Origin of the sequence: Candidatus Enterococcus avicola (assembly GCF_047470845.1) — a bacterium.
Taxonomy (GTDB): Bacteria; Bacillota; Bacilli; order Lactobacillales; family Enterococcaceae; genus Enterococcus_D; species Enterococcus_D casseliflavus.
On record NZ_JBLGTY010000001.1, the window covers coordinates 312752 to 328281 of the forward strand.

The 15530-nt window shown below is 44.8% G+C and carries 13 protein-coding genes; 10 read left to right on the plus strand and 3 right to left on the minus strand.

Annotated elements, in window-relative coordinates; all coding sequences use genetic code 11:
- Positions 1 to 268 precede the first annotated feature (268 nt).
- The 4 genes from ACI3E5_RS01535 to truA all read left to right on the plus strand — a co-directional run bounded on the left by ACI3E5_RS01535 (position 269) and on the right by truA (position 3636).
- On the plus strand, positions 269 to 1105 hold the full coding sequence (locus ACI3E5_RS01535) for an energy-coupling factor ABC transporter ATP-binding protein (RefSeq protein WP_077453906.1): 837 nt from the start codon (positions 269 to 271) through the stop codon (positions 1103 to 1105).
- A complete protein-coding gene (locus ACI3E5_RS01540; protein WP_005232516.1) occupies positions 1081 to 1947 on the plus strand; it encodes an energy-coupling factor ABC transporter ATP-binding protein in 867 nt (288 codons plus the stop codon). Before ACI3E5_RS01535 ends, ACI3E5_RS01540 begins: the two co-directional genes overlap by 25 nt.
- Positions 1937 to 2734, plus strand: a complete 798-nt coding sequence (locus ACI3E5_RS01545; RefSeq protein ID WP_005227113.1) for an energy-coupling factor transporter transmembrane component T family protein — start codon at positions 1937 to 1939, stop codon at positions 2732 to 2734. The genes ACI3E5_RS01540 and ACI3E5_RS01545 overlap by 11 nt, the downstream gene beginning before the upstream one ends.
- Positions 2735 to 2889: 155 nt before the next feature.
- The gene (truA, locus tag ACI3E5_RS01550) at positions 2890 to 3636 is read left to right on the plus strand and encodes a tRNA pseudouridine(38-40) synthase TruA (protein ID WP_498820724.1); all 747 of its coding nucleotides are present in this window, start codon (positions 2890 to 2892) and stop codon (positions 3634 to 3636) included.
- A gap of 57 nt (positions 3637 to 3693) precedes the next feature.
- Here truA and ACI3E5_RS01555 read toward each other — a convergent pair whose 3' ends face one another.
- The gene (locus ACI3E5_RS01555) at positions 3694 to 5007 is read right to left on the minus strand and encodes an MFS transporter (protein WP_252704761.1); all 1314 of its coding nucleotides are present in this window, start codon (positions 5005 to 5007) and stop codon (positions 3694 to 3696) included.
- Positions 5008 to 5310: 303 nt separating this feature from the next.
- Here ACI3E5_RS01555 and ACI3E5_RS01560 point away from each other — a divergent pair, with 303 nt between their 5' ends.
- Positions 5311 to 6297 carry an Rgg/GadR/MutR family transcriptional regulator gene (locus ACI3E5_RS01560; protein WP_086293763.1) on the plus strand — a complete coding sequence of 329 codons (987 nt, stop codon included), beginning with the start codon at positions 5311 to 5313 and terminating at the stop codon, positions 6295 to 6297.
- Between the two features lie 202 nt (positions 6298 to 6499).
- Here the strand turns inward: ACI3E5_RS01560 and ACI3E5_RS01565 are convergent, their stop codons facing one another.
- A complete protein-coding gene (locus ACI3E5_RS01565) occupies positions 6500 to 9148 on the minus strand; it encodes a YfhO family protein (protein WP_498820725.1) in 2649 nt (882 codons plus the stop codon).
- Positions 9149 to 9310: 162 nt separating this feature from the next.
- Positions 9311 to 9499, minus strand: coding sequence for a 50S ribosomal protein L28 (gene rpmB / locus ACI3E5_RS01570; protein ID WP_003128045.1), 189 nt, complete (start codon positions 9497 to 9499; stop codon positions 9311 to 9313).
- A 266-nt stretch (positions 9500 to 9765) separates the two neighbouring features.
- Between rpmB and ACI3E5_RS01575 the strand changes: the two genes are divergently transcribed.
- The 5 genes from ACI3E5_RS01575 (at position 9766) to acpP (ending at position 15417) form a co-directional block, all read left to right on the plus strand.
- Positions 9766 to 10128 carry an Asp23/Gls24 family envelope stress response protein gene (locus tag ACI3E5_RS01575; RefSeq protein ID WP_005227125.1) on the plus strand — a complete coding sequence of 121 codons (363 nt, stop codon included), beginning with the start codon at positions 9766 to 9768 and terminating at the stop codon, positions 10126 to 10128.
- 46 nt (positions 10129 to 10174) lie between these two features.
- A complete protein-coding gene (locus ACI3E5_RS01580; protein WP_086293769.1) occupies positions 10175 to 11857 on the plus strand; it encodes a DAK2 domain-containing protein in 1683 nt (560 codons plus the stop codon).
- Between the two features lie 111 nt (positions 11858 to 11968).
- Positions 11969 to 13999 carry an ATP-dependent DNA helicase RecG gene (recG, locus tag ACI3E5_RS01585; RefSeq protein ID WP_142424743.1) on the plus strand — a complete coding sequence of 677 codons (2031 nt, stop codon included), beginning with the start codon at positions 11969 to 11971 and terminating at the stop codon, positions 13997 to 13999.
- Positions 14000 to 14044: 45 nt separating this feature from the next.
- The gene (plsX, locus tag ACI3E5_RS01590) at positions 14045 to 15064 is read left to right on the plus strand and encodes a phosphate acyltransferase PlsX (protein WP_077453897.1); all 1020 of its coding nucleotides are present in this window, start codon (positions 14045 to 14047) and stop codon (positions 15062 to 15064) included.
- 110 nt (positions 15065 to 15174) lie between these two features.
- Complete coding sequence (gene acpP, locus ACI3E5_RS01595; protein WP_005227129.1) at positions 15175 to 15417, plus strand: acyl carrier protein; 243 nt, start codon at positions 15175 to 15177, stop codon at positions 15415 to 15417.
- The last annotated feature ends 113 nt before the right edge of the window (positions 15418 to 15530 follow it).

Here is a 15530-nt window from a genome sequence, read left to right on the forward strand (position 1 = left end):
CACACTTATCATCACTTTATAGATGTTTACTAAGAGTGTTATGATGTTGGAAGAAACTTTCCGAGTCTAGCTCAGCGCCTACACCTCGATGTATTTCGAGGTGTACGCACTCATCATAAAGTGCTTTTTTTTTACTTTCGATTACCTGTCAAGACAGGTGATGGCAAGTGAAAAAAAGATCTGGAGACAAATCGTGCGTGAATCATTGAAAAACGTGCGCTTTTTTGGTAGTGTTAGAAAGAATTAATCGCAAATGAAGGAGTCTATCATGAAGCCAATCATTGAATTGAATGCTATTACTGTGCGTTATAGCGAAGAAGAGCGTGCCGCGTTAAATAACGTATCCTTTTCCATCAACAAAGGGGAATGGGTGGCGTTGATCGGCCATAACGGCTCTGGTAAATCAACTTTAGCAAAAACCATCAATGGCTTGATCTTGCCACAAGAAGGCAGTGTTTCTGTCGGCGAATTGCCTTTGAATGAAGAAAATATCTGGAATATTCGAAAAATGGTCGGTATGGTCTTTCAAAACCCTGACAATCAATTCGTTGGTTCGACGGTGGAAGATGATGTGGCTTTCGGTTTGGAAAATCAAGGAATCCCGCGAGAAGAAATGCTGGTTCGTGTCAAAGACGCTCTGGAACAAGTACGGATGAGCGAGTTTGCGACCCGGGAACCCGCGCGTCTTTCTGGTGGTCAAAAACAGCGGGTAGCCATTGCCGGCGTCGTTGCATTGCGCCCAGATATCATCATTCTTGATGAAGCCACTAGTATGCTAGATCCAGAAGGCCGTGAAGAAGTGATCGCAACGATCAAAAAAATCAAAGAGAAAAACAATTTGACCGTGCTATCGATCACCCATGATATCGATGAAGCAGCCAACGCCAATCGGGTGCTAGTGATGCGTCAAGGAGAGCTCGTTCGCGAAGGGACACCCGCAGAGATTTTTTCTGCAGGTCCGGAACTGATTGAGCTAGGCTTAGATCTGCCGTTTCCTGAAAAATTAAAGGCGGCACTAAAACAGCGGGGCATCACGGTACCACAAGCGTACTTAACTGAAGAAGGGATGGTGGATTGGCTATGGACATCCGTTTTGAACAAGTAGGATTCACCTACCAACCGCATTCTCCGTTTGAACAACGGGTTTTGTTCGATATCGATTTAGAGATCAAAGAAGGCTCTTATACCGCCTTAGTCGGTCATACGGGTAGCGGAAAATCTACGTTGCTGCAGCACTTGAATGCATTATTAAAACCAACGACTGGCACGGTCACGATCGGTGAGCGAGTCATCAAACCCGAGACAGACAACAAAAATCTAAAACCGTTACGTAAAAAAGTTGGGATCGTTTTTCAATTTCCTGAATCCCAATTATTTGAAGAAACCGTGGCGAGAGATATCGCTTTTGGACCGAAAAACTTTGGGGTCTCCGAAGAAGCAGCCAAAGGATTAGCCCAAGAATACATTCAATTGGTAGGTTTAGATGAAAGTTTTCTGGAACGTTCACCATTTGACCTTTCAGGGGGCCAAATGCGCCGTGTAGCGATTGCTGGGGTCTTAGCTATGGAACCAGAAGTTTTGGTCTTAGACGAGCCGACAGCGGGCTTAGATCCACAAGGACGCAAAGAGATGATGGAAATGTTTGATCGCCTGCATCGGGAAAAGAACATGACGATCATTTTAGTGACCCACTTGATGGATGATGTGGCAAACTATGCTGATTATGTCTATGTGTTAGAAAAGGGCCGTCTCGTCAAAGCCGGCACGCCGTCCGTTGTGTTTCAAGATACTGCCTGGTTGCAAGAAAAGCAGTTGGGGGTACCGACAGCAACCGCATTTGCGGAACAACTACAAGCCAGAGGACTGGCATTTGAGCAGTTACCACTAACAGCTGATGAGCTGGCAGATGTTTTAGTAGCAAAGGGGGCGACTGCCCATGATGAATAAATTGATTTTCGGTCGTTTTATTCCCGGGGACTCCTTGATCCACCGTTTAGATCCACGGGTCAAATTGATTGCTAGTTTTTATTTTATCGCGATTATCTTTTTGGCGAATAATTGGCAAAGCTATTTATTAGCGGGTGCTTTTACGCTCTTTTGTATTTCCTTTTCAAAAATCGATTTTGGCTTCTTTATTCGCGGCGTTCGTCCTTTGATTTGGCTGATTTTGTTTACCGTGGCGTTACAGATTTTATTTACTACCGGCGGCGACGTCTACTGGTCTTGGTGGATCTTTAACATCACAGAATTTGGTGTCCAAAATGGGATCTTTATTTTTTGTCGTTTTGTTTTGATCATTTTCATGTCGACTCTGTTGACGTTAACGACGCCCCCATTAGAGCTTTCAGATGCGATCGAATACATTTTGCGTCCTTTAAAAGCGATCCGGTTCCCTGTCCATGAAATCTCACTGATGCTGTCGATTGCGTTGCGCTTTGTGCCGACCCTGATGGATGAAACAGAAAAAATTATGAATGCTCAGCGTGCCCGCGGGGTCGATTTCGGTGAAGGGGGACTGTTGCAGAAGATGAAGGCGATCGTTCCTTTATTGATTCCTTTATTTGTCAGCAGCTTTAACCGTGCGGAAGATCTAGCTACCGCTATGGAAGCCAGAGGCTATCAAGGCGGCGAAGGGCGTACCAAGTATCGTATTTTGCACTGGCATCAACGGGACACATTGGTTGTCATCGTTTTTGCGCTCTTTACAGTAGCATTAGTGTTCTTAAGAGGATAATCGAAGACCTATGATTGAAGTCAACCCACGAAAGGTTCTTAACGAAGCAACGAGGCTGCTGGCGATCCCAGCGGCTGGTTCGAAAAGGCCTGTCGATCGATCAGACTTTTCTCATAGGCCTTTTTTTGAAAAAATAGAAAGAAACAGGTGATTCAATGGTCCGCTATAAAGCGACGATCGCTTATGATGGCACGAATTTTCAAGGATTTCAGCGTCAACCCAATGGACGAACGGTTCAAGAAGAGATTGAAAAGACATTAACGAAGATGAACAATGGGCAGCCGATCCAGATTCATGGCTCTGGCCGCACCGATGCGGGGGTCCATGCGCAAGGGCAAGTGATCCACTTCGATTTCCCTCAAAAGCGTCCACTGGAAAAAATGCGCTTTGGTTTAGATACCCAAACGCCAGAAGATGTTGCGGTAAAATCGGTGGAGATCGTTGACGATACCTTCCATGCCCGCTACTTAGTCATTGAAAAAACCTACCAGTTTCGGGTAGATATTGGGAAACCCCGCAGTCCTTTCCGCCGCCATTATGCCAGCTATTATCCGTATCCGCTAGATTTGGAAAAAATCCAACGAGCGTTGCCAGATTTTTTAGGCACCCATGACTTTACCAGTTTTTGTGCGACGGGCAGTTCCGTCGATGACAAAACACGGACGATCCATGAGGCGTCCATGGCGGTCAATGACGCTGGAGATGAGTTGATTTTTACCTTTCGCGGCGATGGATTTTTGTATAAGATGATTCGGATCATGGTGGGCACATTGCTGAAAATCGGCAATGGATGCCTCGCACCTGACAGTATTCCTGCAATCATTGCGCAAAAAGACCGAAATGCGGCAGGACCCACAGCTCATCCAGAAGGATTGTATTTGGTTCACGTTGCCTATGAATAAGGAAAAACACAAGCTTCGCTGCTCTTATCCAACAAGAGAAAGCGAAAGCTTGTGTTTTTATTTTTTCTCAGGCAAAACAGGGGTAGTTTCTTGCCAATCTTCAGTCCTTGCCGCCGCGTTTTTAGGTGCTGCAGTAGTGGGGTTTTTTTCTAAAGTACTGGCAGCGACTAAGGCGGCGATGGCTACTAAAAATGCGAAAAGCAAGTAAAGCAGCCAGCTCCAAGCAACGTGATAGCGATTGCCGATGCCTAAAAAGACCATTTGACCGACGGGTCCCCCTAGCATCACGATGGTGGAAAAGATCCCGCTGCTGATGGCGAGATGTTCTTCATCGATCTCACGAATCAGATGTGCCGAAAAGCGGGGATTGATTTTCCCAATCAGGTAGCCTTCAGCAAAGAGCAGCACAATCATGAGCCAACGGTTATGCAGGAAGAGAAAATTCAAGGTCAACAGACATAAAACGAAAGCGGTATACGTAATCAAGCGAACCAGACCGGTATTCTTGAACCAGTCGGCAGCAAACAAGGCACCGGCGACCATACCGATCGAAGTAGCGATACCTGCCATCGCAACGGTGTTACCATAAGTGGCAAACCAAAGCGCAAGGTCATCCAACAACTGGAGATTTAGTAGACCGCTCGTACTAGCGGCTAAGGTATTGATCAATAAGGCAAATAGGATCATCTTTTTAAGAAAAGCCGTACCAGTCAATAATTTAAAGGTTTCCGAGAAATTCTGAAAGAGTGGTGTTGGTGCTTGATTGATTTTCCCAGGCACCGCATAAAAGAGCGAGCGGTTCCAGAAAATCACGATTGTGGCTAAGAAAAACGTCACGGCATTGATCAAACCAAAAGCGGCAAAATTATTATTCAGTAAAACGATCCCCCAAGCACCGATCCCTTGAAAGACGATTTGAACGGTGGTTTGACACGCCATTTGAAAACCCATGGCACTGTCTAAGGCGTCAGCAGGCACAAGACGGCGAACATAGGGCAACTGTAACCCAGAACAATAAGCGCCCAAACAATCAGATACAATGTTGATGCCTAGCAAAAGGAAGAAAGACCATAAACTAGGCGGCAATTGGATCAAAAAAGTGAGTGCTACAAAAAGTACTCCTTGTAATAGTCGACTGCTGATCATCCATTGCACTTTGTTTTTGGTACGATCGGCTAGATAGCCCGTCAGGATTCGTAAGAGATCAGGGACCAGCAGGGCCATGGAGGCTAAGGAAACAGCAAGGGCATTAAAGGGTAATGTACTGGCATAAACTACAAAGACGATATTAAATAAACTCATGCCGATGCCGCTGAGCAAGGCGGCGTTGACTAAGGCACGATAGCCTTTGTTTTGTTGATATTCTTTCATCGAAATCATCCTTTCACGTTCTACGTTGTAAAATCAGTATAGGATGCTTTATACTAGGAAGAGAAAATATTCCACTATAGTGGAATTTAAATGTACCAGGAGCATACCAGAGGTTACTGTCACGAGTGGCTAACAGCTAAAAGAGTGGCATATAAATAGGGTACCGTAGATTTTGTTCCTCAATATTTTATAGGGTTGAATCTAAATTTGAATCTAAATATAGTAGCATTTAATTGCAGAGTTTCATTCGTAAAGCAAGATTGGTTTGGCGTTTGCAGATCGATCGCTGTGAGGAGGATGGTTATGGAAGAAGGAAAACTGTACCGACAATTGCGCAAAGAGCGCGGCTATACGATCGCTCAAGTGGCGGATGAACAAAACAGTCGCTCGTTTATCAGTAAATTTGAGCAAGGTGCTTCAAGTATCAGTATTCATCGATTGGAACGCCTATTAGAAAATATCCATGTTACGGTGGAGGAGTTTTATTATTTACGTGCACAACAAAAGGGCGTAAAAAGTCACGACAACCTGATGAGTTTCCCTAGCTATATGACGAGCGAATTTATGGATTTACTGGATCGAATCTTAGGGATCAACAAAGAAGCTTACTTGAGTAACGCCCACGCCCAGCGAAGCAAAGAAGGGCTGGAGGAAATGCGCAGCGAACTGATCGCCGCTTCCAAACAGCATTCTTTTGTTTTTCTGTACCTTGAGATTACAAAGGAGATACATGAAATCAATCTCTCAGGTTCTAAACCCGACCGCTCACCCGATGAATATATGGAAAAGCTACGCATCAAAACCCGACCCGTCATCTCCTACCTTATGAAAGTAGACAACTGGGGCGTCTATGAGATTTTGCTGTTTCGCTATTTTCAATTCTTGTTTCCTGTCGAAACCTCCTATCACTTACTGCAGGTTGCTATTTCACGGACCAAAAAAGAACAAGGTTTGTCCATGATGCGAGAAATACAAATGGATTTGATTTTTAGTTGTTTTACGACGTTTGTCAATTTTCGCCGTCTGGAGTGGGCAAAAGAGGTGTTGACCATTGCGGAGGAATTATTGGCAGATCGCGGAGACATGCTAAACAGCACGCATCTCCTTTGCTATCAAGGATGGTATTGGTATATTTATGGAGATCAAGAAAAAGGACTGTTGAAAATCGACCAAGGGCTTTCGATCTTTCGCATCTTGAAACAAACCAAAATGGTTAAATTATGGGAGCGATCGTTGCACTCCATCAAGAAAAATGCGGAAGAACCTAACAGTTATCTTATGTTTCGCTAAACGCTCTAAGGGCTAGGTATTTGGCCCCCGAATCGAAGGGGACCTAGTCGATAGTGGATGCTAAGACCACTAGAGCGAACAGCTGCGGAACCCCAGCACAAAAAAAGAACCAAACTCACCGATCATTGAGGGACACCCATAAGTCAGCGTTTGCTCTAACTTAAGGGGATCACCTCAAAGGGACGAGTTGGTTCTTTTTCGATTAGTTTTCTGGCGCTTGATCCATGAGTTGACGTTGTTCGGCCAAGACTTGCTTTTTGGCTACTTGTTTCTGGTAAAACCAAGCAAACAAGATAAACAATGCGATGCAGCCGAAGAACAAGAAAACACCGATAACAAAGCCTTGCGGCAAGAAGGACAGTTCCAAGTGATGGCTACCACTTGGGATCGTCACACTGATAAAGCCGTCTTGAAAGGCCGTGATTGGGACTTCTTTGCCATCAAGCGTAGCAGTCCAGCCCTTGTCATAAGGGATGGTCGTCACAAGCTGCTGCTCTTTTTCAGTCGTGATATCGGCTTTGGCACTGCGTTTGCCGACAGTCATAGCGACCCCTCGATCTTGGATCGCATCAATTGCTTGTTGGTAGGCGTTGGTATCCAAGGTGACGACTTGCGGGTTTTGGAAGGAGATCTCAGGTGTTCCGTAGAAGCTGACGGTGAATTGAACCGTCGTATCGGTCTCGTAGTGCCCTAAGTCGTAGTATTGACCATTGATACTGATTTGCGTTTCTCGCTGCTGGCCGTTGACTGTTACGGTGGCAGATGAGCTTTCCAATTCTCCGAAGTTGGCAGGGAAGAGACTCAAGTACGCTTGCGAGTTCGCCGGAACCTCCACTTGCCAAGTCACTTCTTTTGCGACATTGCTTTCTTGCTCGGTAAATTTCATATACATGCCGTCATTGGTGATATCTGTATTTTTACTATGGATCACCGTGATCGGCTGAAAGGCAAAATACTCTAAATTTAAATCGGCCAAGCCGTTGAAAAGATTTTTCTGGCTCGTCAAGTTGTCGTTTTGCGGCTGTTCAATCGATTCGATGGTCGGTTCAGCCAAGAAACCTAAAGGTAATGCATTTTGATTTTCATAGAGCTTGTATTCACCAGATTCCCCGACTCGTTGAAAGCCGTATTTGGTGAGATTTGGCTTGGAGATATTGTATTTGATTCCTGTAAAAGCATCCATCAGCAAGGTATTATTCGGATAGCGGATATTTAAATTGGTGCCGCGGGACCGAAAGCCCAGTTTGTCCAGGTAGCTTGAAGAATTGCGGTTACGGATCGAAGAAAACATGCTGACCCCGCTGTAGCCATAATTGATACTGTCGTTGGAAGAAACAGGGTCAAGGTTTTCTAATCGGAAAAAGGTATCATTGTCGTCGTTGGCTTGAGTGACTAGTTTTTTGATGTCCGGATAAGGTTCTGTATACAAACTGCGAGAAGCATAGTTCCAATCATTCAAAATTCCGCGAACCATGCCGCTGGTATTGACGGCCATTTCTCCGCAGACGAAGATCAGCATCAAGATCGTCACTCGTTTTTGTGTTAAAAGACCTAATTGCCCGAACCCAATACATAACAAGTAAAGAACAAAGAATACGATCGTTAGCGCAAAAGAAGTAGCGGAAACATATTCATAGGTTCCAGGTCCTTTCAATGCGTAGGAGAGGGCAAACACCACGATCGTAGAAAGACCAATAATGAGAAACAATCCACGATCTTTTTGCTGCAGCTGCTCCCACCCGTATCCCGCCAGCATGATCACTAAGAAGGAGAACAAATAGGCATAACGGAAAAGGAACATATTTGGGGCATGCATCCCGTGCCAAAAAAGATTCATCGGCACGATATAAAAACTGGCAATCAAAACAGCAAACATGCCAGCGTATAAGAATTTATCCTTCAAGCGGATTTTCTTCGAAACAAAATATAAAATACATAACAGCAACGGCAATAAGCCGATATAGATGAAGGGAATGGAGCCGTATTTTGTTGTATCGTATACTCCAATCATGTTTTTCATTACAAGGTCAAAGACATCGGTGGCTTCGGTTTTAAAGGAAGAAATCGTCGTCAACTCTTCCCCGTTCGACCGCAAATCCAGCAGGGCAGGTAAGATGATCACCATTGAGGCGCCCCCTGCTAACAAGGAGGTGATGCCGTAAGGGATGATCGCCCCGTGAGCTTGTTTCCAGTTGCGGCCCAATTGGACCAAGAAATACATCACGGAAAAGAGACCAATCATAAAGCCCATGTAAAAACTGGATAAAAATAACAGCAAGTAGCTGATAAACAGCAGGACTGGTTTTTTCTTTTTCACTAAACGGTCAATGCCTAAAATCACCAGTGGCAGATAGATCATGGCATCAAGCCACATGATCAGTTCCGAATGGGCGGTGATGAAGGACATCAAAGCATAACAGACGGCTAAGGTCACGTGTTGCCAACGTTGGATCTTAAAGGTTTGGCTGGCATAAAACCAAAACGCCAAGCCCGCACTGCCGATCTTGATCAAGGTCAAAAAGTACAGCGCATCTGGCATCAGCTGATTCGGGAATAACAAGACCAGGGGAGTGAAGATCCCGCCTAAGTAATAGGAGATCAATGCCAGATAATTTAAGCCTAAGGAGGCGTTCCACGTATAAAAGATACTTTGCTTGCCTAAGAGCATATTGCGGAAGCTGGCATGAAAGTTTGAGAATTGCGAAAAGGCATCACTGGCTAAGACGCTGCGGCTGCTGCCGGGGTAGATGCCAATGGTCAAATAGATCACTGCCATGATAAGAAACGGCAAGAAGAAACTAGCAAGCATATAAGGCCAATGTTGTTTGGCAAATGTTTTTATTTTCGTCACAAGAAGTCACCTGTTCTTTATCAATTTTTTCTTAGTTTACCACAGGTGAATCGATTAAAAAAACAAAGACCTATTTTCTTTAATGAAAACCTAAGTGAAAGCGCACCAAAGAAAAAAGGGTACAAAAAAAGCCGTTCAAAACGAACGGCCGAAAAGGTCTAATTATACGCGCTCAACTTTTCCAGATTTCAAAGCACGAGTTGACACCCAAACTTTTTTAGGTTTTCCGTCAATCATAACGCGAACTTTTTGCAAGTTAGGTTTCACAGTACGTTTTGTCGCATTCATTGCGTGAGAACGATTGTTTCCACTTGTAGTTTTACGTCCAGTAAAGTAACAAACTTTAGCCATGTGGTTATTTCCTCCTTTGCCTTGATGTTGGAGCGCTATTTCAGCTCATACCATCTGAATTTATCACAGAAAGGTGAAAAAAGCAAGAGTAATTTTCAAGAAACATTGACTTTTCCCGGTAAACATTGTAAATTAAACAAGGTCGAAATGCAAGACGTTTGGTCAGAAAGCCCCTTTTCATATGTCTCATCCTTTTATTTGCGGTACAGCTATGATAAAATATGTAAGAAGAAAGATGGGTCATGCCCATTGAAGGAGGCTATAAAATGGCTGTAAAAATTCAAACCTCATCAGGTATTATTGAAATCAGCAATGAAGTCATTGCAACAGTGGTCGGAGGCGCAGCAACAGATGTGTTCGGCATTGTTGGTATGGCTAGCAAGAAACAAATCAAAGATAACATCAATGAAATTTTACGAAAAGAAAATTATTCTCGCGGTGTCGTTGTCCGCCAAGAAGAAAACGGCATTGCAGTGGATGTATACACGATCGTCAGCTATGGAACAAAGATTTCCGAAGTTTCCCGCAACGTGCAGGAAAAAGTGAAATACAACTTAGAAACGATGCTAGGTGTATCTGCGAACTCGGTAAATGTATTTGTTCAAGGCGTACGTGTACTGCCAGATTAGGCAAGGGATCCGTTCATGGCGGATGATTTTAAGGAGGACTATCTAAGTGAAGGTAACGAATATCAGCGCAAGTCAGTTTCAAGAAATGGTGCAGGCAGGCGCGGCTCGTCTACAAGTTAATGCAGAGTTTGTCAACTCATTGAATGTGTTTCCTGTTCCAGATGGAGATACCGGGACAAACATGAATCTATCCATGACCAGTGGAGCAAAAGCGGTCGCAGATGCGACTTCAGAAAACGTCGGCGATCTTGCCGCTACACTTTCAAAAGGACTATTGATGGGCGCACGTGGGAATTCCGGCGTCATTTTGTCTCAATTATTCCGCGGTTTTTCTAAAGCAATTCCAACCGTAGAAACACTCACTGCACCAGAATTGGCTCAAGCCTTTACTCATGGAGTAGAAACCGCCTATAAAGCAGTCATGAAGCCTGTGGAAGGAACCATCCTGACTGTGGCACGCATCGCCGCTGAATATGGCGAGAAAAAAGCCCAAACCACTGATGATTGTATCGAAGTCATGAAAGCAGTGGTTCATGGCGCAAAACGGTCATTGGCGAAAACCCCTGATCTATTACCGGTTTTAAAAGAAGTCGGTGTGGTAGATAGTGGCGGTCAAGGCCTGTTGTTTATCTATGAAGGCTTCTTAAATGCATTGACCGGGGAATACCCAGCCGATGAAATTTTTGAACCATCTCCAGCTGCAATGGATGAAATGGTCAATGCGGAACATCATCGCAGTGTCCAAGGGCAATTAGCGACTGAAGATATCACTTTTGGTTATTGTACAGAAATCATGGTGAAAATTGGTGAAGGTCCGACCGTTGATAGTGAATTCGATTATGAAACATTCCGTAATTACTTAAACGAGTTGGGAGATTCCTTATTAGTGGTCAACGACGATGAGATCATCAAAGTCCATGTTCACACGGAACATCCCGGCGAAGTCATGAATTATGGGCAAAAATTTGGTTCATTGGTGAAAATCAAAGTCGACAACATGCGCCTTCAGCATGAAACAATCTTGGAACACGATCAGCAAGAAGCAAAACCAGCACCAGTAAAACGTCCGCGGACACCATTTGCGATCATTGCGATCGCGGCGGGGGAAGGCTTGAAAGAATTGTTTACTAGCCTAGGCGCTTCTTATGTCATCAGTGGTGGCCAAACGATGAACCCAAGTACAGAAGACATTTTGGTGGCAATCAATGAAGTCAATGCTGATCAAGTGATCGTCTTACCGAACAACAAAAATATCTTTATGGCGGCGCAGCAAGCAGCGGAAGTTTCCGAGATTCCAGTAGCGGTTGTTGAAACACGGACGATCTCTCAAGGGATGACGGCGATGCTGGCATTCCACGAGCAGTCCACACTAGCTGAAAATCAGCAAGCCATGACCGATGTCTTAGCAAGTGTTGTCAGCGGATCAGTGACTCATGCGATCCGTAATACATCAATCGATGGCATCGAAATCACAGAAGGCGACTTCTTAGGAATGGTCGACGGCAAAATCGTTGTTTCTGTTCCTGATCGTTTCTCTGCTTCTATGACTACCTTAGAAAAAATGATCACAGAAGATACTGAGATCGTCACCATCATTATCGGTGAAGAAGGCAAAGCCAAAGAAGCAGCCAAAATCGAAGAAGCGATCGTTGAACTGCATCCTGAGATCGAAGTAGAGATCCATCAAGGAGATCAGCCGGTTTATCCGTATCTTTTCTCAGCAGAATAAACAAATTAGGCGGCGGGGGCAAAAATCGTAGATGATTTTTGGCTCCGTCTTTTTCTATGAATGCAGGAATCTCTGCAATAAATAAAATCACTTTGGAAAAGGAGGGTACCTATGCTGAATCAGCCACTTACGGTATTAAAGGGTGTCGGAGAAAAACGCGCCCAAGACTTGGCGAGTTTAGGAATCGAAACCATCGAAGACCTGCTAAAGTATTATCCGTTTCGTTATGAAGACATTCAAGAACGGCAATTAGCGGAGATTCAAGACCAAGAAAAAGTAACGATCAAGGGGATCGTCGTTTCCCCGCCGGTCGTCAATCGCTTTGGCTATAAAAAAAGTCGGTTGCAATTTCGCATGATGCAAGACCACGATGTCTTTAATGTCTCCTTTTTCAATCAGCCTTATTTGAAAGATAAAGTAGAGGTCTCAGAAGAGATCGCCGTCTATGGCAAATGGGACGCCAAACGCAAAGGACTGACGGGGATGAAAATTCTTGGCAGCAAGAGCGCAGAAGACTTTGCCCCCATTTATCATGTCAATAAAGCCGTGCGTCAAAGTGTGTTGATCGAACTGATCAAACAGGCATTCCTTGATTTTGGTGATCAGATCACAGAGATCTTGCCTTTGTCATTGATCGAAAAATATCGCTTGTTGGATCGGAAATCCGCGATGTTTGCGATGCACTTTCCTAAAGATCCCCAAGAGAGTCATCAAGCGAAGCGGCGGGTGATTTTTGAAGAGTTCTTTTTGTTCCAGATGCAGATCCAAGGACTGAAGAAAAGCGAAAAAGCCGAGAAAAACGGCTTGGCGATCGATTATGATGTGCAACGCTTGAAAGAGTTTACTCGTAAACTGCCCTTTGAATTGACGAATGCGCAAAAGCGCGTGACCAATGAAATCTGCCATGACCTGAAAAGTCCGCAGCACATGCAGCGACTCTTGCAAGGAGATGTAGGAAGCGGGAAAACAGTCGTGGCGGCGATCGCCCTCTATGCTACGATGACGGCTGGCTTTCAGGGCGCACTGATGGTGCCGACTGAGATTTTGGCCCAGCAGCACCTAGAGAGCTTGAATCAACTCTTTGACCCCTTAGAAGTGACCACCGCTCTTTTGACAGGCTCGACCAAACCAAAAGAACGGCGGGTCATCTTAGAACAATTAGCAGTTGGGGAGATCGACATCATAGTTGGGACCCATGCGCTGATTCAAGAAGGGGTAGACTTTGCACATCTTGGCTTAGTCATCACCGATGAACAACACCGTTTCGGGGTCAATCAGCGAAAAGTCTTACGGGAAAAAGGCTATCTTCCTGATGTACTCTTTATGACCGCCACGCCGATCCCTCGTACGCTAGCGATCACGGCTTATGGCGAAATGGATGTTTCGGTGATCGATGAGATGCCGGCAGGACGGATTCCTGTAGAGACGCGCTGGGTCCGACCGCCGCAGTTTGAATCGATCTTAGAGTGGGCGCAAAAAGAATTGGCACAGGGGCATCAGATGTATGTCATCTGTCCTTTGATCGAAGAATCCGAAATGCTGGATGTCAAGAATGCCACGGAGATTTATGAGCAGCTGCAAAGTTACTTTTCTCCTACTTATCAAGTGGGAATGCTGCATGGGAAAATGAAGAATCAAGAAAAGGACAGCATCATGGAAGCCTTCAAAGAAAATCAACTGCAGATCTTGGTTTCCACGACAGTCATCGAAGTAGGTGTCAATGTCCCTAATGCGACAGTGATGCTGATCATTGACGCTGATCGCTTCGGGTTAGCCCAGCTCCACCAATTACGTGGACGGGTAGGACGCGGCGCCGATGCTTCTTACTGTATTTTGATCGCGAACCCGAAAAATGAGACGGGGGTCGAACGAATGAAGATCATGACAGAAACCACCAATGGCTTTATAGTCAGCGAAAAAGACTTGCAGTTGCGGGGGCCAGGAGAAGTCTTCGGCAATCGACAATCGGGCTTGCCAGAGTTTGCGGCTGCCGATTTAGTCGCGGATGCCCACATTCTAGAAGTGGCTCAAGTTGAGGCAACCCAGCTTTGGCAAAAAAATGGCTGGCAGCTATTGCCGGAATTCACGGCGTTGGCGAACTATTTAGCAGCAAAAAAAGCAGACAAACAATTTTTTGATTAAAGAATATGCTATACTGATTGGGAAAATGAAGGGAGTGGCAGCGAGATGCGGATTGCTGTTGATGCAATGGGCGGAGACAACGCCCCAAAAGCGATCGTAGAAGGGGTTATGCTGGCGAAAAAAGATTTTCCAGAGATTGAATTCCTCCTTTACGGAAAAGAAAATGAAATCAAAAAATACATGACGGATGATAAAAATGTCACTATTATCCACACAGATGAAAAAATCAATAGTGATGATGAACCTGTTAAAGCAATCAGACGAAAAAAAACGGCCTCAATGGTCTTAGCGGCACAAGCAGTGAAAAATGGCGAAGCAGATGCGATTTTTTCAGCCGGAAATACCGGTGCTTTATTAGCGGCCGGGTTGTTCATCGTTGGTCGGATCAAAGGGATCGACCGTCCCGGATTGATGTCCACAATGCCAGTGATCGGCAAAGATGCTGGCTTTGACATGCTGGATCTAGGCGCTAATGCCGACAATAAACCAGAACATTTGGCAAACTATGCCGTCTTAGGGTCCTTTTATGCCCAAAAAGTTCGCGGGATCAATCGACCAAGGGTCGGCTTGTTAAATAACGGAACGGAAGAAACCAAAGGCAGCGAATTGACGAAAAAAGCCTTTGAACTGCTTTCGCAAGACCCTACGATCCATTTTATCGGCAATGTCGAGGCTCGGGAATTATTGGATGGTGCAGCTGACGTCGTCGTGACAGATGGCTTTACTGGAAATGCTGTTTTGAAATCGATCGAAGGAACTGCCTTGAACTTAATGGCGTTGTTGAAGCAATCGATTCTTGATTCAGGTACCAAAGGGAAATTAGGGGCGTTGTTACTGAAGGATGCGTTGCGAAAAGTAAAAAATGAGATGGATTATGCGAAACATGGCGGGGCCGTATTATTTGGTTTGAAAGCACCAGTCATCAAAACCCATGGGGCGACAGGACCAGAAGCGGTAGCGTACACCATCAAGCAGATCCATACGATGCTAGCAACAGATGTTGTGGCCCAATTAGTCGCCCACTTTGAAGAAATGCCGACTGCAAAAGACGAAACGCAATCATAATGCAATCATTGTAATGAAATTGCAAAAATATCTAGACAAAAAGCATAGAAAGCAGTACAATGTTTGTTAGCCATTCTATGTTTTGTGCAAACGCGTGGAGGTGAAGCCAGTTGACACGAGATGAAGTATTCAAGAAAGTTGCGGTCGTGATCGCCAATCATTTTGAAATTGACGCAGAGAACGTAACGGATACGATGAGCATTAAAGACGACTTGAACGCTGATTCGATCAGTGTGATGGAATTCGTCCTTGAACTAGAAGATGAATTTGGTACAGAGATTTCTGATGAAGATGCCGAGCAGATCGAAACAGTCGGTGGAGCGGTTGATTATATTTCAAGCCATCTTGCTTAAGACAGACATAAGAGCTAAGTCCTAGATGACTTAGCTCTTTCTTTCTCATAATTGATCCGCCGTGATTTGGGCGGCTTTTCTTCAAAAATGCAATCTAAAAAACGATGGTTAAA

What these genes read in the sequence shown, in the direction of transcription:
- ACI3E5_RS01575 (WP_005227125.1), top strand. Translation starts at nt 9,766, where the DNA reads ATGGCTGTAAAAATTCAAACCTCATCAGGTATTATTGAAATCAGCAAT.
- ACI3E5_RS01555 (WP_252704761.1), bottom strand. Translation starts at nt 5,007, where the DNA reads ATGAAAGAATATCAACAAAACAAAGGCTATCGTGCCTTAGTCAACGCC.
- ACI3E5_RS01540 (WP_005232516.1), top strand. Translation starts at nt 1,081, where the DNA reads ATGGACATCCGTTTTGAACAAGTAGGATTCACCTACCAACCGCATTCT.
- recG (WP_142424743.1), top strand. Translation starts at nt 11,969, where the DNA reads ATGCTGAATCAGCCACTTACGGTATTAAAGGGTGTCGGAGAAAAACGC.
- ACI3E5_RS01560 (WP_086293763.1), top strand. Translation starts at nt 5,311, where the DNA reads ATGGAAGAAGGAAAACTGTACCGACAATTGCGCAAAGAGCGCGGCTAT.
- rpmB (WP_003128045.1), bottom strand. Translation starts at nt 9,499, where the DNA reads ATGGCTAAAGTTTGTTACTTTACTGGACGTAAAACTACAAGTGGAAAC.
- plsX (WP_077453897.1), top strand. Translation starts at nt 14,045, where the DNA reads ATGCGGATTGCTGTTGATGCAATGGGCGGAGACAACGCCCCAAAAGCG.
- ACI3E5_RS01535 (WP_077453906.1), top strand. Translation starts at nt 269, where the DNA reads ATGAAGCCAATCATTGAATTGAATGCTATTACTGTGCGTTATAGCGAA.
- truA (WP_498820724.1), top strand. Translation starts at nt 2,890, where the DNA reads ATGGTCCGCTATAAAGCGACGATCGCTTATGATGGCACGAATTTTCAA.
- ACI3E5_RS01545 (WP_005227113.1), top strand. Translation starts at nt 1,937, where the DNA reads ATGATGAATAAATTGATTTTCGGTCGTTTTATTCCCGGGGACTCCTTG.